At 70.9% G+C, this 16,633-nt stretch carries 14 protein-coding genes; 13 read left to right on the top strand and 1 reads right to left on the bottom strand.

The features are described 5' to 3' along the window. The first annotated feature begins 57 nt into the window (after positions 1 to 57). The 10 genes from ACZ49J_RS05665 (at position 58) to ACZ49J_RS05620 (ending at position 8,831) form a co-directional block, all read left to right on the top strand. Positions 58 to 1,764 (top strand): enoyl-CoA hydratase-related protein, encoded by a 1,707-nt coding sequence (locus tag ACZ49J_RS05665; RefSeq protein WP_467448839.1) that lies wholly within the window; start codon positions 58 to 60, stop codon positions 1,762 to 1,764. 90 nt (positions 1,765 to 1,854) lie between these two features. Then, on the top strand, positions 1,855 to 2,913 hold the full coding sequence (locus ACZ49J_RS05660) for an NADH-quinone oxidoreductase subunit B family protein (RefSeq protein WP_467448456.1): 1,059 nt from the start codon (positions 1,855 to 1,857) through the stop codon (positions 2,911 to 2,913). A gap of 46 nt (positions 2,914 to 2,959) precedes the next feature. Then, positions 2,960 to 4,750, top strand: coding sequence for a nickel-dependent hydrogenase large subunit (locus ACZ49J_RS05655; protein WP_467448457.1), 1,791 nt, complete (start codon positions 2,960 to 2,962; stop codon positions 4,748 to 4,750). 11 nt (positions 4,751 to 4,761) lie between these two features. Beyond that, entirely contained in the window at positions 4,762 to 5,322 is a 561-nt protein-coding gene (locus ACZ49J_RS05650) for a hypothetical protein (RefSeq protein ID WP_467448458.1), read from the top strand. After that, a complete protein-coding gene (locus ACZ49J_RS05645) occupies positions 5,319 to 5,978 on the top strand; it encodes a DUF5947 family protein (protein ID WP_467448459.1) in 660 nt (219 codons plus the stop codon). Before ACZ49J_RS05650 ends, ACZ49J_RS05645 begins: the two co-directional genes overlap by 4 nt. After that, positions 5,963 to 6,169, top strand: a complete 207-nt coding sequence (locus ACZ49J_RS05640) for a hypothetical protein (RefSeq protein WP_467448460.1) — start codon at positions 5,963 to 5,965, stop codon at positions 6,167 to 6,169. Before ACZ49J_RS05645 ends, ACZ49J_RS05640 begins: the two co-directional genes overlap by 16 nt. Beyond that, positions 6,166 to 6,864 (top strand): DUF6084 family protein, encoded by a 699-nt coding sequence (locus tag ACZ49J_RS05635; protein WP_467448463.1) that lies wholly within the window; start codon positions 6,166 to 6,168, stop codon positions 6,862 to 6,864. Before ACZ49J_RS05640 ends, ACZ49J_RS05635 begins: the two co-directional genes overlap by 4 nt. Then, the gene (locus ACZ49J_RS05630) at positions 6,861 to 7,904 is read left to right on the top strand and encodes a hypothetical protein (protein ID WP_467448465.1); all 1,044 of its coding nucleotides are present in this window, start codon (positions 6,861 to 6,863) and stop codon (positions 7,902 to 7,904) included. Before ACZ49J_RS05635 ends, ACZ49J_RS05630 begins: the two co-directional genes overlap by 4 nt. After that, positions 7,901 to 8,665 (top strand): hydrogenase maturation protease, encoded by a 765-nt coding sequence (locus ACZ49J_RS05625; protein WP_467448466.1) that lies wholly within the window; start codon positions 7,901 to 7,903, stop codon positions 8,663 to 8,665. The genes ACZ49J_RS05630 and ACZ49J_RS05625 overlap by 4 nt, the downstream gene beginning before the upstream one ends. 7 nt (positions 8,666 to 8,672) lie before the next feature. Continuing rightward, a complete protein-coding gene (locus tag ACZ49J_RS05620; protein ID WP_467448468.1) occupies positions 8,673 to 8,831 on the top strand; it encodes a DUF6893 family small protein in 159 nt (52 codons plus the stop codon). A 76-nt stretch (positions 8,832 to 8,907) separates the two neighbouring features. Here ACZ49J_RS05620 and ACZ49J_RS05615 read toward each other — a convergent pair whose 3' ends face one another. Then, positions 8,908 to 12,093 (bottom strand): glycoside hydrolase, encoded by a 3,186-nt coding sequence (locus ACZ49J_RS05615; protein WP_467448843.1) that lies wholly within the window; start codon positions 12,091 to 12,093, stop codon positions 8,908 to 8,910. A gap of 287 nt (positions 12,094 to 12,380) precedes the next feature. On the opposite strand from ACZ49J_RS05615, the gene ACZ49J_RS05610 reads away from it, so the two are divergent. From ACZ49J_RS05610 to ACZ49J_RS05600, 3 genes are all read left to right on the top strand, one after another. Further along, a complete protein-coding gene (locus ACZ49J_RS05610) occupies positions 12,381 to 13,676 on the top strand; it encodes a DUF1479 domain-containing protein (RefSeq protein WP_467448469.1) in 1,296 nt (431 codons plus the stop codon). A 302-nt stretch (positions 13,677 to 13,978) separates the two neighbouring features. Next, positions 13,979 to 15,193 carry an ABC transporter substrate-binding protein gene (locus ACZ49J_RS05605; RefSeq protein ID WP_467448470.1) on the top strand — a complete coding sequence of 405 codons (1,215 nt, stop codon included), beginning with the start codon at positions 13,979 to 13,981 and terminating at the stop codon, positions 15,191 to 15,193. Between the two features lie 116 nt (positions 15,194 to 15,309). Further along, entirely contained in the window at positions 15,310 to 16,509 is a 1,200-nt protein-coding gene (locus ACZ49J_RS05600) for an ROK family transcriptional regulator (protein WP_467448471.1), read from the top strand. The last annotated feature ends 124 nt before the right edge of the window (positions 16,510 to 16,633 follow it).

Below are 16,633 nucleotides of genomic sequence, written 5' to 3'. Positions count from 1 at the left end.
CCCTCGGTGGCGTGCCTCGCCCGTCGTGCGGCGACGGCCGGAGAGCATCGCCGCGTGATGCGGATCCTCCTTCTCGCCAGCGCCTTCAACAGCCTCACCCAGCGGGTCTTCGCGGAACTGCGCGACCTGGGGCACCCGGTCGCCGTGGAGCTGGCGGTCGGTGACGACCAGCGCCTCACGGCCGCCGCACGCCGCCACGCGCCCGACCTGATCATCGCCCCCATGCTGACGACCGCCGTCCCGGAAGAGGTCTGGTCGGCGTACCCCTGCCTGATCGTCCATCCGGGGCCGCCCGGCGACCGGGGCCCGTCGTCCCTCGACCACGCGCTGCAACAAGGTCTCGAACAATGGGGTGTCACCGTCCTGCAGGCGGTGGCCGAGATGGACGCGGGGCCGGTGTGGGCCTCTGCGGACTTCCCCGTGCCCCCGGACGTCGGCAAGAGCGACCTGTACCGGGGCGAGCTGGCCGACGCCGCCCTGCGCGCGGTTCTGCTCGCCGTCGAACGCTTCGCCTCGGGCACGTACGAACCCGTCATGCCGGCCACACACACCTGGAAGCCGTTCCTGCGCCAGGAGGAACGGCGCATCGACTGGACGCGCGACACCACCGAGACCGTGCTGCGCAAGCTGCGCGCCGCCGACTCGCAGCCGGGTGTGTTGGACGAATTCCTGGGCGGCGAGTGGTACCTCCATGGCGGCCACCCTGAGCATGCCCTGACCGGCACTCCGGGCGAGATCCTGGCGACCCGTCACGGCGCGATCTGCCGCGCGACGGTGGACGGAGCGGTCTGGATCCCGGAGCTGCGCCGTCGCCGCAAACCAGGAGACCCTGCATGGTTCAGGCTGCCTGCGGCGGATGCGCCCCGAAAGGGGCGCGGGGAACTGCGCGAGCAACCCACCACAGCCCGCAGCCAACAACCAACAAGCGGGAGCTATGGAGACATCACCTACGAGGAACAAGGAACCGTAGGGTTCCTACGCTTCCGCTTCCCCGGCGGAGCCATGAGCACCGACCAGTGCCGCCGCCTCCTCACCGCGTACAGACACGCCCGCACCCGCCCCCTCGACCTCATCGTGCTCGGCGGAAGAAGGGACTTCTTCTCCAACGGCATCCACCTCAACGTCATCGAGGCCGCCGACGACCCCGCCGCCGAGTCCCTGGCCAACATCGAGGCCATCGACGACCTGGTGGAGGAGATCCTGACCACCACCGACCGCCTCGTGGTCGCGGCGCTCCCCGGCAACGCCGCCGCCGGGGGCGCGATGCTGGCCCTCGCCGCGGACGAGGTGTGGTGCCGCGCGGGGGCGGTCCTCAACCCGCACTACCGCCTGATGGGCCTGTACGGCTCGGAGTACTGGACCTACACCCTGCCGCGCCGGGTCGGCCCCGAGGCCGCGGCGCGGCTCACCGAGGACGCGCTGCCCCTCACCGCCGCCGCGGCCCGGGCACTGGGCCTGGTGGACCGGGTCGTGGAGTGCGCTCCGTGCGAGTTCGCCGGGGAGGTCGCCCGGCTCGCGGCACGGCTGGCCCGTTCCCAGGGGCTTCCCGCCCGGCTGGGCGCCAAGAAGGCCGCGCGGGAGCGTGACGAGGCCGCCCGCCCGCTCAGCGCCTATCGCGCGGCCGAACTGGAGCGCATGCGTGCCGTCTTCGACGACCCGGCCGCCCCGTACCACGCGCTGCGTTCCGCCTTCGTACGCAAGCGGCGGCCGAAGGAGACACCGGAACACCTGCGCACCGCGACACCGGAACACCTGCGCACGTGACAGCCGGGCTCCTCGAACGGAGTGTCCGAATGGTGGCTGATTGTCATTTATGTCAGCCTGCTGCGGGGGACGCCGTCAGGAAGGGATCCCATGAGCACCGACATCCAGGAGGCCCCCGCGGCCGTGGAGGAGGTTCACATCCTGTGGACCTCGGAGGGCATGAGCTGCGACGGTGACACCGTCTCGGTCACGGCGGCCTCGCTGCCGAGTCTGGAGGACGTGGTCCTCGGCGCCATCCCGGGGCTGCCGAAGGTCGTCCTGCACAACAAGGTGCTCTCCTACGAGACGGCTGACGACTTCACCCGGCCCTTCCACCAGGCCGCCGACGGCGAACTCGGCGCACCGTACGTCCTCGTCGTGGAGGGCTCGATCCCCAACGAGCGCATCAACGGCGACGGTTACTGGACCTCGATGGGCAACGACCCGCGCACGGGCGACCCCATCACGTTCAACACCTGGATCGACCGGCTGGCGCCCGGCGCCTTCGCCGTCGTCGCGGTCGGCACCTGCGCCACGTACGGCGGCATCCACGCCATGGCGGGCAACCCCACCGGCTGCATGGGCCTGGCCGACTACCTGGGCTGGGACTTCCGCTCGGCCGGGGGACTGCCGATCGTCAACGTGCCCGGCTGCCCCGTCCAGCCCGACAACTTCATGGAGACCGTGACCTGGCTGCTCTACCAGGCCGCGGGGATGGCGCCGCCGATCCCGCTGGACGACCAGCTGCGCCCCACCTGGCTGTTCGGCAAGACGGTGCACGAGGGCTGCGACCGGGCCGCGTACTACGAGCAGGGCGACTTCGCGAAGGACTACAACTCGCCCAAGTGCCAGGTGAAGATCGGCTGCTGGGGACCGGTCGTCAACTGCAACGTCCCCAAGCGCGGCTGGATGGACGGCATCGGCGGCTGCCCCAACGTCGGGGGCATCTGCATCGCCTGCACCATGCCCGGATTCCCCGACAAGTTCATGCCGTTCATGGACGAGCCGCCCGGCGGCAGCATCTCCTCCGGTCTCATGGCCTCCACCTACGGACCGCTGGTACGCACGTTGCGCGCCATCACCAACCGCTCGGTCAACAAAGAGCCCAAGTGGCGCCACAACCGCCCCGAGCTCACCTCCGGCTTCGCGCCGCGCTGGCCCGGCAAGTGACCCCCGAACCCCACGCCCGTCCCTTGTCCCGAAAGGAATCCGTCGAGTGACGACGAGCCAGGCCGCCCCCACGGAGCAGCGCACCCTCACCGATGTCGCGTTCGACCCGATCACCCGGATCGTCGGCAACCTCGGCATCTACACGAAGATCGACTTCAACGCCCGCGAGGTCGTGGAGTGCAAGAGCACCTCATCGGTCTTCCGCGGCTACAGCGTCTTCATGAAGGGCAAGGACCCGCGCGACTCCCACTTCATCACCAGCCGCATCTGCGGCATCTGCGGGGACAACCACGCCACCTGCTCGGTGTACGCGCAGAACATGGCGTACGGGGTGAAGACTCCGCCGGTCGGCGAGTGGATCATCAACCTCGGCGAGGCCGCCGAGTACATGTTCGACCACACGATCTTCCAGGACAACATGGTCTTCGTCGACTACTGCGAACGCATGGTCAAGGAGACCAACCCGGGCGTGTGGGAGCGCGCCGAGCGCACTCCCGCCCCGCGCGGCGACCAGCACGGCTGCCGCACCATCGGCGACATCATGCGCTCGTACAACCCCTTCGAAGGGGCCACCTACAAAGAGGCGCTCGTCATGAGCCGGGTCACGCGCGAGATGATCTGCCTCATGGAGGGCCGCCACGTGCACCCCTCCACGCTCTACCCGGGCGGCGTCGGCACGATGGCCACCCCGCAGGTCTTCACCGACTACCTGGTGCGGCTCACCCGCTGCCTGGACTTCATCAAGCGTGCCGTCGCCATGAACGACGACGTCTTCGACTTCTTCTACGAGGCCCTGCCCGGCTACGAGGAGGTCGGCCGGCGCCGCACCCTGCTCGGCTGCTGGGGCGCCTTCCAGGATCCCGAGATCGTCGACTACAGCTACAAGAAGATGAACGAGTGGGGCAACCGCATGTTCGTCACCCCGGGCATCGTGGTCGACAACCAGCTCGTCACCACCGACCTGGTCGACATCAACCTCGGCATGCGCATCCTGCTCGGCAGCTCCTACTACGAGGACTGGACCGGCGAGGAGACGTACGTCGACAAGGACCCGCTCGGCAACCCCGTCGACAAGCGCCACCCCTGGAACCAGACCACCCTGCCCGCCCCGCAGAAACGCGACCTGAACGGCGGCAACTACAGCTGGGTGATGAGCCCCCGCTGGTTCGACAAGCGCACCAACGACTTCCTCGCCCTGGACACCGGCGGCGGCCCCATCGCCCGCCTCTGGGTCACCGCCCTCGCCGGGAAGGTCGACACCCCCTACGTGCGCTCCACCGGCCACAGCGTGCGGATCACCCTGCCGAAGACGCCCTCCTCGCCGGAGCGGCAGCTGGAGTGGACGCCTCCGCCCTTCCCCAACACCATCGAGCGCAACCGGGCCCGCATGTACTTCGTCGCCTACGCGGCGGCCATGGCCCTCCACTTCGTCGACCAGGCCCTGAACGAGGTCCGCTCCGGAGTCACCAAGACGTTCCAGGACTTCAAGGTGCCCAAGGAGGCCATCGGGGTCGGCTTCCACGAGGCCGTACGCGGCGTGCTCAGCCACCACCTCGTCATCCGCGACGGCAAGATCGCCAACTACCACCCGTACCCGCCGACCCCGTGGAACGCCAGCCCGCGCGACTTCTACGGCACCCCCGGCCCGTACGAGGACGCCGTGCAGGGCTGCCCGATCTTCGAGGAGAACGGGCCGGACAACTTCAAGGGCATCGACATCATGCGCACCGTCCGCAGCTTCGACCCCTGCCTGCCGTGCGGAGTCCACATGTACCTCGGCGGCGGCCGCACCCTCACCCAGTCCCACTCGCCGACCTTCGGCGCCCTCGCCGGTTAGGCGGACCGCCGATGCCCTTCGAACCCTGGGACGACGCGTACGCACGCGGTCAGGTGGCGCTGGCCGAGGAGAGGCTGTCCGGGCTGGACGCCCTGCCCGACAGCCTCGCCGCGGCACGGGCCGCGCAGACCGTCGAGACACTCGTCGCCCTGTACGGGCAGTGCCTGGGACGCATCACCGACCGGCTGGCCGAACACCCGGACGTGCTGGGCCCGCTGGCCGCCGACGAACTGGTCGGGCATCTGCTGCTGGTGCACGACCTGCACCCGGACCCGGTCGAGACCCGGGTACGGCAGGCCCTCGCCGACCTGCCCGGCCCACCGGAGCTGGTGGAACTCTCCGGGACCGCCGTACACATCCGCGTCCAGGGCGGCGGCTGCGGTTCGGACCGGACCGAGCAGGCCGTGCGGGACGCGGTGGCGGCACGGGCACCGGAGATCGAGGACGTACGCGTCGAGACCGGCCCCGCGCAGGGGGCGCTGATCCCCGTCGACGCGCTGTTCCGTGCCGGCGACCGTGATCGTGACGGCGGTCGTGACCGTACGCCCGTCGGTGGAGGTGCCTGCGGATGAGCGGGTTGCGGCGCGTGGCCCGCCGGGCGGCCCGGGGCGACGACCGGCCCGACCGGGAGCCGCGGTGCGACCTGTGCGCCGGGCCGCTGCCGGGCGGGCCCCCGCACCGCCATGTGGTTCAGCTCGCCACCGGCACCGTCTCGTGCGCCTGCCGCGCCTGTGCCGTGCTGTTCGACCACGGCGCCACCTCGGCCGGCGGTTACCGGCTGCTGCCGCAGGAGCGGCGACGGCTCGACGACTGCCGCATCGACGACGCCGTGTGGGCGGGCCTCGGCGTCCCCGTCTCCCTCGCCTTCTTCACCCGTTCGGGCGAGACCGGCGAGGTCACCGCGGCGTACCCGAGTCCGCTGGGCGCGATGCGGGCCACCGTTCCCCCGGACAGCTGGCAGGAGGTCGAACGGTGCCATCCCGACCTGCCGGAGTCCGTCAGTGACGTCCGCGCCCTCCTGGTGAACCGGGCCCGCGGGGCGAGCGAGCACTGGCTCGTCCCGCTCGACGACTGCTTCCGCCTGGTCGCCGTCGTGCGCGCACACTGGAGGGGACTGGACGGTGGCCCCGAGGTGTGGCAGCGGGTCGAGGACTTCTTCCGAGCACTCATCGAACCGACCGAACCCACCCCCTTCACCATCGAGGAGGCGTCATGGGCATCACCGTAGGCAAACCCGATGTCGAGCCCGACAAGCCGGCGCACGTCGCGGGCGTACGGCGCGGCAACCACAAAGGCCTGATCAAACACCAGCCGGGGCACCGCCGCGACGACCGCACCACGGCCCGCAGCTACACCGGCATCAACGCCCGGCGCCGCAACCCGGTCGACCGGGACATGCCGAACCTGCCCACCCCATGACGGCACCGCCCGCGCTGTCCGCTCCGGTGGCGCCGGTCCTGGCCTTCACCGTCACCGGAGCGGATGAGGAGCGCTTCGCCGCGCTGCCCACCCTGCGCTTCCGGCTGGAGATCGCCAGGACCGCCGGCAGCCCCGTCGGCTCCATCGCCCTGAACACCGTCCTGCGCATCGACGTCGCCCGCCGCCGCTACGCGCGGGAGGCGGTGGACGCCCTGGCCGAGCTGTTCGGGGCACGGGAGCAGTGGGCGAGCAGCATGCGACCGCTCACCTGGGCGCGGACCACCGTCCACGTCCCCGCGTTCGACGACCGCACGACGGTGGACATCCCCGTCGAGTGCCCCTACGACACCGAGCTGGCCGTCACCAAGTACCTGCGCGCGGTGGGAGACGGCGACGTACCGCTGGACTTCGTCTTCAGCGGCACCGTCTTCCACCGCGCCCCGGGCGGGCGCGGGCTCGCCGCCTCCCGGATCTCCTGGACGGACGGCGACACGCGCTACGCCCTGCCGGCCGGCATGTGGCACTCCCTCACCGACCGCTACCACGCGGGCAGCCCCTGGCTGCGGCTCTCCCGCGAGACCTACGACCGGCTCGACGCCTACCGCGCCCGGCACGTCCTCGGCAGCCCCGACGACGCCGTACGCGCCCTGCTCGACAGTGCCGCCCTCCACCACTCGGGGACCTCCATCTCATGACCCTCACCGACCATTCGGACCTCTCGGATGCCTCGACCGTCCCGGACCAGGACCTCTGCGACGTCGAGAAGATCACCAGGACCTGCCTGTACGAGGGCTATCTGCTGTGGCCCTACCGGCGGTCCGCGCTGAAGAACACCAAACGCTGGACCTTCGGCGGCGTCTTCCCCGCCGTCTGCGCGGACGCGCTCGGCGAACGGTCCACCATGACCACCCAGGTGCTCCACGAGGGGCCCTCCGACGACCTGCTGGTGCGGGTGCGGTTCCTGCAGGTGGTGGACCGCACGGTCATGCGGGACGGCCACCCCGTCGACGAGCTGACCGTGGCGGGGGAACGGTACGTCAGCTGGCAGGAGGTGACCGAACGCGAGGTCGTGCTGACCGGCGGCCCCGGCACCGTGGCTGTCGACATCCCCGAGGGCACCGACACCGAGCTCCTGGAAGGTTCCGCCGCCCTCGTCCGGACCTGGCGACGGCTCACCGGCACGGTGGAGGTCACCGCGGAGCCGGTCGCGGACGGCGTTCACCGGCTGACCGTGCGGATCGCCAACACCACCGACTGCCCGGTCCCCGAGCAGGGCGCGCGGCACGCTCGGGAGGCCGCCGCGGCGTACGCGTTCGTCTCCACCCACACCGTGCTGCACAGCGAACGCGGCCGCTTCGTCTCCCTCCTCGACCCGCCCACCGCCCTGCGCGACCACGTGGCCGCCTGCCGCAACGAGGGCACCTGGCCCGTCCTCGTCGGCACCGACGAGGGCGACGGCCGGGCGCACACCGTCCTGTCCTCGCCGGTCACGCTGTACGACTTCCCGCGCGTGGCGCCCGAGAGCCCGGGCGACCTCTTCGACGGAACGGAGATCGACCAGCTGCTCGTCCTGAGCGTGCTGAGCCTGACCGAGGAGGAACAGGCCGAGGCGCGGGCGAGCGACCCGCGGGCACGCGAGATCCTCGACCGCTGTGCCGGGCTCGGCACCGACGAGCTGATGGGGCTGCACGGCGCCATCCGGGAGTTCCGCGCGGCCACGGGGGAGGGCATGTGAACGGCGTCTCCTACCGCCCCGGCACGCGGGTGCGGCTGCGGCCGTCCCGGCGGGCGGACATCATTGACCTCGCGCTGGCCGGACGGATCGCCGAAGTCGCCGCGGTGGAGGAGGACTTCGAGGGACAGGTGCACGTCGCGGTCGTCCTCGACGGCGACCCGGGCCGCGACCTCGGTTCCGCCAGCCAGATCGGCCACCGGTTCTTCTTCGCCCCCGACGAGCTCGAACCGCTCGAAGGACCTCAGGGCGGTCCGCCGGGGCACCGCGTGCTCGTCGCGGGCGTCGGCAACATCTTCATGGCCGACGACGGCTTCGGTCCCGAGGCCGCCACCGCCCTCGCCCGCCGGCCCTGGCCCGACGGTGTCCACGTCGCCGACTTCGGCATCCGCGGGATGGACCTGGCCTACCGCATGCTGGACGGCTACGACACGGTGGTCCTGCTGGACGCCATGCCCCACGGGGAGTCACCCGGCACCCTCACCCTCATCGAGCCGGATGTCGCCACGCTGCCCGGTGAGGGCGCTCCCGAGGCCCACGCCATGGACCCCGGCAAGGTGCTCGCCCTCGCCCGTCACCTGGGCGACGGGGAACTGCCCCGCGTGCTCGTCGTCGGGTGCGAGCCCGAGGTCCGTATGAGGGGCGACGAAGCCGATGTCGTCGTCGGCCTCAGCGAACCCGTCCGTGCGGCCGTCGAGCGGTGCGTGCCGTTCGTCGAGACCGTGATCGCCCGCCTGCTCGCCGACGCAGCGGAGAGGAGGTGAATCTGCCATGAGGATGAAATCCGCCATGAGGATGAGGAAGAAGGGCCTCTTCATTCCCTCCCGCGTCGTGAGGGCCTCGGTCGGAGCCGTCACTGCCGTCCTGGTCCTGATCGCCCTGACCGAACTGCCGGAGGCGCGCCGCTACTTCAAGCTGAAGTCGATGTGAGCGGGGCAGCGGATGGTGACGGGGGCGGGGAGCCCGGCCCGGGCTCCCCGCCCCGATGTCCTGTGACGGCCGGGCCTCAACGGCGCACGAGGTCGATCCGGTAGGTCCGCGTCTGTGACCCGTCCTCACTGGTCACGGTGACCACGGCCCGCGTCCGGCGGCCGTCGGTGCTCCGGTCGACCGCGACGCTCGCGTAGGGGTCGCGTGCCGTCGCCGTGACCGTGCTCCGGCCCGGGTCGTCGGTGCGGACCCGGTAGTCGGTCGTACCGGGGTCGAACGCCGTGACGGGGACGCCGTCCACCTCGATGGACGCGGCCGCCGCGTCCGGGGAGACGCCGGGCGCCCTGGCGTACACCTCGATCTCGCTCATGGTGATGTAGCCGCCCTGGCGTGCGGTCATGACGACGCGTACCGCGGTCGCCGGTCCCGCGTCGAGCGGGACGTCGACGACCGGGGTGCCCTCGGTCCCGACCTCGACGGTGCCGCTCGCATCCGTCCAGGTGCTGTCGCCGGCCTCGCGTACCTGTGCCTTCAGGCTCCCGGGGAAGGACGTGTTGGCCCCGTCCCGGTGGAAGTGGGCCACGACCCGGTCCAGGTCGCGCGGAGCGGGCAGTGTGAAGGTGATGGTGTCGGAGGGGTTCTTGTTCCCCGGCTTCCAGTTGGACCAGGCCTTCTCGGAGAGGTCGCCGTTGCGCAGGCGTTCCGCGGAGTAGCCGCTCTCGGTGAACGTGGCGTCGACCGAAACGCCGTCGCCGGGCGCGATGTTGGTCTCCACCGGTTCGGTGACCTGCACGCGCACGGACGCGTCGGCCGTGCTGCCGCCGACGACCTGCGCGACGCCGGGCAGTGTCACGACCCCGGCCTTGGTGAACGCCCCGTCCGGTGCCGGTTTCCAGGTCACCGGGAGATCCGCTCTGCCGCCGTTCCTGCCGACGCCGACGACCCTGGCGGGCAGCTCCGGCTTCCCTCCCACGTAGGTCTTGGCGCGGCCGGGGAGGGTCGAGACGATCGTGTCGACGGTGACGACCGCCTTCGCGGGGATCCTCCGCCCGAGGGGGTCGGTCGCCTCGCCCGTGACGCGCACGGTCCCGGGCTTGTGCCACTCCCGGTCGGGCGGCAGGTTCCACACCACGGGCAGGGAGCCCCGGGCGCCGTCCCGGAACACCGGCGTCACGGTGTCCGGGAGCTTCGGTGCCAGGCCGGGGACGGTGAACGCCTCGGCAGGCTCGGTGCGCAGCACCGTCTCGTCGGTCACGGCCCAGCGCTGGTTGGCCGCCGAGGTGGGGGTGTACGTCGACACCTTGGCGCCGTCCGCCGTGGACTGTCCGGTGACGTCGATCAGGCGGCCGGTGGCGGCGTTGACGAAGGTCCAGGTGTTGTCGCCGGTCGTCGACATGATCCACTGGGCGGCTTGGGCGACCTTGCCGTCCTGCGCGTCCGGGGCCTCCAGGACCGCCTGGTTGTCGCGCACGGCAAGCCGCTTGCCGGTGGTGGCGTGGGTGATGGCGTAGCGTTCGCGGTGGTCCGTGCCGTGCGTCAACTGCCGGATGGACCACAGCTGTTCGGCGCTGCCGGCGTCGGTCGTGCGGATGACGACGCCGCCGCCGTCGGCCGACGGGGCCAGCGACTTGCCGCTCTGCGCGCCCTGGAGCCGGTACACATGGCCGGGTCGTACGAGGGCGGCGTCCTTCGCCACGCCGCTGACGCCCTTGACCAGGAAGGTCGTGACCGACTTCGCGGGAACGGAGAGCGTGGCCGACCGGCCGGTCACCGGGACCGGTGTGCCGCGTACGAGGGCGCCGTCCGCGCTGGTCACCACGGGTGTCACCGTGGCCTTGGGCGTAACCTTGCCGAAGCGCGAGAGGTCGAGGGTCACGGAGCGAGCGGAGGTGCCGCTGTTGACGTGGACGACGGTCGCCGCACGGCCGGACTTGCCGACGGCCGCGACGCTGGAGGGGTCGTCGACCTTCACGAAGTGGTCGCCGGGGCGGATGTGATGGGTGAAGTTCCGGATGGTGTGGAACTTCGAGTTGGTCCGGATCGGGCAGGTCTCCAGGGTGTCCTCGGCCGTGCAGTTGAACGGTACGTGGATGCTGCCCCAGTTCTTGCCGGCCGCGGCCTGGGGGATGGCGTCCTCGACCGGCTGCCAGAACACCCAGGCGGAGGGCTCCAGTTCACGCATGTCGTCGACCATCCGGGTGGCGATGCCGAGCCCCGGCTCCATGCTGGTGAAGTCGGTGCCCGTGCCCCAGGTGCCCTCGACCTCGCTCATCCACAGCTTCTTGCCGGCGCCCTTGGCGATGTCGCGTGCGCTGGTGCGCATGCCCGTGCCGTACGTGTGCACGTTGAGCTGGTCGACGGCGTCACGGGCGGCGGTGCCGTAGGCGTTCCAGTTCTGGGTGAAGATGCCCGGGTTGGTCTCGTCCATGGCGGAGACCTCGGCGCGGGTCTTCGCTCCGTCCAGCGCCTTGTCGAGGGCGAGGACCACCTTCTGCTGGAGCTCCGGCCCGGCGTGCGCGCCCTCCTGGCGTCCGCCCGTGGGCTGGCCGTCCGCTCCGATCTGGGTGCCCCAGTAGGAAGTGTTGGGCTCGTTGAGGGGGTCGATGGTGTCGAACCTGATGCGGTGCTTCTTCTCCAACTGCTCGGTCACCCGCACCAGATAGGTGGCGAAGTCGTCGACGCGGTCGGCCCGGATCTGGTCGGTGCTCGCGTCGAAGCCCCCGGAGACGTACCCGCTGACCGTCTGGAACCACGGCGGCGAGTTGCTGAACGCCTCCCAGCGGGTGACCTTCTTCTTGACCTGGTCCACCCACCAGCGCTGGCCCGCGTCGGCGTCCCAGTTCCAGTGGTCCTCGTTGTTCGGGTCCCACCAGTCCATGTCCTCGCGGGTGGTTCCCTCGGGGGCCTTCCAGAAGCCCTCCATGGTCGCGCCCGCCTTCATGTAGTCCTTGCGGACGTCGGGCGCGTTGCCACCGCCGATGTTGTACCGGGCGATGTTCAGGGCGAGACCGTCCTCACCGAACAGCATGTCGACGAGCCGTCTTCGGATCAGGTCCGGATAGCCGCCCGTGGCGTTGGCGAACCAGACGAGACTCGTGCCCCATCCCTCGAACTCCCGCTGCTGGTAGGACGGGTCTATCCGTACCGTGACCGCGCTCCGAGGCGCCGCGTCCGCGGCGGCGGCCGGGCCGGCGGCGGCCGGTACGGCGACGAGACCCGCGCCGAGCACCAGGGGAACTGCTGGGGCCAACGCCCGGATCATGCGATGTCGGCTGGACACGGCACTCCCTTCCAGAACACTCCGGAACACAGAGGCGAACAGAATCGAGCAGAAGCCATCGAGCCCCCCGATGCTTGATGACAGATGTGAACACGTCAAGGCGTCGAGCGGGGTGTGGCTCGAATGTCGCGGGCCTCTCGCTGTCGTGCCGGCTGAGCGAGTGTGTGCGGGAGTGGGCGAGATTATTTAGTCAGGAGCCCTGTCTGAAAACGGATGGTGGATGCTAGGTTCCCCGGCAAGTAAGGAGACCTGACCAAAGGGGGTTCGGTATGACCTTCACCGCCGACGGGGAGGGCGTGCACGCCGCCCTCCCTCACTGGGAGAGCATCCCCGAGGACCTGCCCACCGCGATCCGCCAGACCAAGGCCGCGCTGCGCGCCCGTATCGAAGCGTCGGGCCGGAGCGTGGAAGAGGTGTTCGCCGTAGTGGAGCGGCAGATCGCCGAACGGGTGGCCGAGATCGCCGCGGAGAAAGGGCACGGCGAGACCGTCTGGCCCGTCATCGACTACGCCGAGATCGCGAACGGCACGGTGCCCCGTGAACAGCTCGAGAAGCTCAGGCGGCGCGGCTGCCTGGTCGTGCGCGGGCACTTCGACCGCGAGCAGGCCCTGCGCTGGGACGCGGACATCGTCGACTACGTGGAGCGCAACCAGTTCTTCGAGAAGTACTCGGGCCCCGGTGACGACTTCTTCGGCACCGTCGGCTCCAAACCCGAGATCTATCCGATCTACTGGTCGACGGCCCAGATGGAGGCCCGTCAGAGCGACCGCATGGCCCGCGTCCAGTCCTTCCTCAACTCCCTCTGGAAACACGAGTCCGGCGGCACGCGGTGGTTCGACCCCGGCCGGGACGCGATGTATCCCGACCGCATCCGCCGCCGCCCGCCGGGCACCGACTCGGGCGGACTGGGCCCGCACTCCGACCCCGGCAACCTCGACCTGTGGATGACCCAGGGGTACCAGCGGGCGTTCCGGCACCTGTTCGACGGCACGGTCGAGGAGTACGACCCCTGGGACGCCTCGCACCGCACTCAGGGGCCGCAGTACCCCGGGTCGACCATGTGCTCGGCCTTCCGCACGTTCCAGGGCTGGACAGCGCTGTCCGACATGGACCACGACCAGGGCGTCCTGCACACCGTCCCGATCCCCGAGTCGATGGCGTACCTGATGCTGCGGCCGCTGCTGTCCGACGTCCCCGAGGACGACATGTGCGGTGTCACGGTCAACCGGGTCTTCCCGGCGAACGAGAAGTGGCATCCGCTGCTCATGGCGGCGCTCACCGGCATCCCGGACGTGCGGGCCGGGGACTCCGTCTGGTGGCACTGCGACATGATCCACAGCGTCGCGCCCGTGACGGACCAGAAGGGCTGGGGCAACGTCATGTACATCCCCGCCGCCCCCTGGTGTCCGCGCAACGAGGAGTACGCGGCCCACGTTCTGGAGGCCTTCGCCACCGGCTCAAGTCCGAGTGACTTCCCGGACGAGCACTACGAGCGCGGCTGGTCCGGCCGCTTCACCTTCGACCAGCTCAACGAGACCGGCCGCCGAGGACTCGGCCTGCACTGAGGCGGCCCCCGGGCGGGAACGGGCCCTGGTGTTCGCCGGCCGCCAGGGCCCGCTCGGAGATCTGCGTCCCGGGTCTTGTCGGCACAGGTCGCCACTGTTGGCTTCCAGGCCTCTTTGGTCAGGTCACCTCCCTGACTAATCCTCCCCAGGGAGTGCCCGCACCCTCCGGGACCTTCCCCGGGGACGGGCCGCCCCCCTTGCCCTCAGCCCCACCGGCCGACCGGCATGTCTGAAGAAGCGCCGGTCGCCCGGACATTCCCCTTCCGCGTCAGGCGCGGAGAGCGAGTTCGAAGGAGAGCCGCATGAGTGTCCGCAGCAGTGTCCGCAGAACCAGATACTTGCTCGCCACAGCGACGGCGGGAGCCCTCGCAGCCGTGTCCGCCTGTGGCGGCGGAAGCAGCACGTCCAGCGGGGGCGGATCGGACGCCCGGCAACTGGAGGTCTTCTCCTGGTGGACCTCCGGGTCGGAGGACGCGGCTCTCAAGGAGCTCATCGCCGGCTTCAGGTCCGCGAACGCCGGAGTCAAGGTCGTCAACGGAGCGGTGGCGGGCGGAGGCGGAGGCAACGCCCAGGCCGTCCTGCAGACGCGCCTTCAGGGCAACAACCCGCCGGACACCTGGCAGACCCACCCCGGCGAGGCGATCGAGCAGTACCTCGACTCCGATCTCCTCACCGACCTCTCCTCCGTGTACGAGAAGGACGGCCTCTCCAAGGTGGTTCCGGAGGAACTCGTCACGTCCGTGAGCAGGAAGGGCAAGATCTACGGCGTCTCCACGGGCGCGCATCGCGGCAATGTGCTGTGGTTCAACAAGAAGCTCCTCGCCCGCGCCGGAGTCGAACTGTCGGCCTCCACCACTCCGGAGGAGTTCGTGCGGTCGCTGGGCACGCTGAAGGACAAGGGGATCATGCCCCTGTGCCTGGGCGCCAAGGACGCGTTCGCCACGGCCGAGCTGTTCGAGAACACGCTGCTCGGTGAGGTAGGCGCCGACGGCTGGAACGACCTCGTCGCCGGCAAGGCCCCGTGGACGGGCCCGGGGGTGAGGCAGGCGGCCGAGCTGTTCTCGAAGATGCTGCCGTACGCCGACCCGGACGCCTCCGCGCTGTCCTGGGACCAGGCCACCAAACGGCTCGCCGCGGGCGACTGCGCGGTCATGAGCATGGGCGACTGGGCCTATGGAGAGCTGGTCAAGGCCGGCGCGAAGGACGGGACCGACTTCGGCTACGTGCCCGAGCCCGGCACCGACGGCACCTTCGTCCTGGTGGTCGACACCTTCGTCGTGGCGGAGAACGCCAAGCACCGCGAGCTCGGGCTGAAGTGGGCCTCCGCGATCGGTTCGAAGGACGTGCAGCTGGCCTTCAACAAGGCCAAGGGGTCGACGCCGATCCGCACCGACGTGCCCGTCGACTCCCTCCCCGACTACCAGCGGCAGGCCGCCGCCTCCTTCCGCGGTGACCGTCTCGTGCAGTCCGTGCCCTCGTCTACGTCCTGCTCGGACGCTGGTTCGTCCGCGGGCTGACCGCCGGGTCCGTGAAGTGAGGCCGGCACACCGGTGACGTAGTCTCGTCAACTGGAGGGCGGCACCCGCCGTCCCCCCCCGCAGGGGCGGCGAGGCATCTGACGACAAGAGGTGTGATGGAGATCGGCCGGGGGTTCGCGGGCTCGGCTCTGCCCAGCATGGCGCTGCTGCGTGAACTGACCGACCAGATCGTGCTGGACATCGTCTTCGAGCAGGCGCCCATCACCCGCGCGGAGATCGCGCAGCGGACCGGCATCTCCAAGACCACCGTCTCGGAGTCGGTGCGCAGGCTGGAGAGGATGAAGCTGCTCCTGCCTGCCGGGGAGCAGCGCGGCAGACAGGGGAGGGTCGGCACCTACTACCAGGTCGCCACCGACGCCGGCTTCGTCGTCGCCGTCGACCTGCATCCCACCGAGCTCAGGGTGTGCGCCACCGACCTCTTCGGCCGCGCGTTCCTGGAGAGCACGCACCAGCCCGCCCAGCCGCGCAACCCCGACCACATCGCCCGGCAGTTGCGCACCCTGGTCACCGGGGCGATCGAGCAGGGCACCGTGGGCCACGGTCAGCCCCTGGCCGTCGGCGTGTCGGTGGCCAACCCCGTCGACCCGAGGACCTCCGCCGTGATCCCGCTGGAGGACACCCCCTACCCGGAGGGCGTCTTCCAGCCCCAGGAAGCCCTGGCCGGGCTGACCGACGCCCCGCTCCTGGTCGAGAACGACGTCAATCTCGCCGCCGTCGCCGAACGCTGGCACGGAGCCGCCCGCGAGGCCGAGAGCTTCGCCTACGTCTTCATCGGCGCCGGTATGGGCATGGGGCTGGTCGTCGGCGACCGGCTCGTACGGGGCGCACGCGGTGGCGCCGGGGAGATCGGCTACCTCAGCGTCGGCTCCGAACCCCCCGGAACCCAGGCCCGGCAGGGGTTCGCCCGCGCCGTCGCCGCCGCGGGTTTCCGGCCGCGGCACCTGCCGGGCACCGACAGCGTGGACTCCGTCGCCGTGGCCCGTGAGATCTTCCGGCTCGCCGACGAGGGCGACGAGGAGGCCCGCGCCGTCATCGCGCAGGAGGGCCGCACCATCGGCGAGGCCATCGCCACGGTCTGCGCGGTCGTCGACCCCGAACTCGTCCTGCTCGGCGGCCCCATCGGCAGCCACCCCGCCCTGCTGGACCCCGTCCGCGAGGCCGTGAACGCGCTGGCCCCCCTGCCCCCGCCCGTGGAGTCCGGCGCCCTCGGCGACGCCGCCCCCCTCCGCGGCGCCCTCACCATCGCCCTGCGCCGCGCCCGCGCCGACCTGCGCAGCAACGCCGGCGACAGCTGAGGGCCCGGGCGCCCGGACCCGCGCCCGACAGGTCAGGGCGACCCGATGGCCTCCCCGCCGGGGCCCGGCGCCGAGGGCCCTCACCGACCCCGTCCGGACCGCGGCAGCGCCCTGCGGCCCTGGC

This window comes from Streptomyces sp. NPDC030840 (assembly GCF_055572015.1).
Note: the sequence above shows the minus strand (reverse complement) of the source record. Positions and strands in the feature narration are given on the sequence as shown.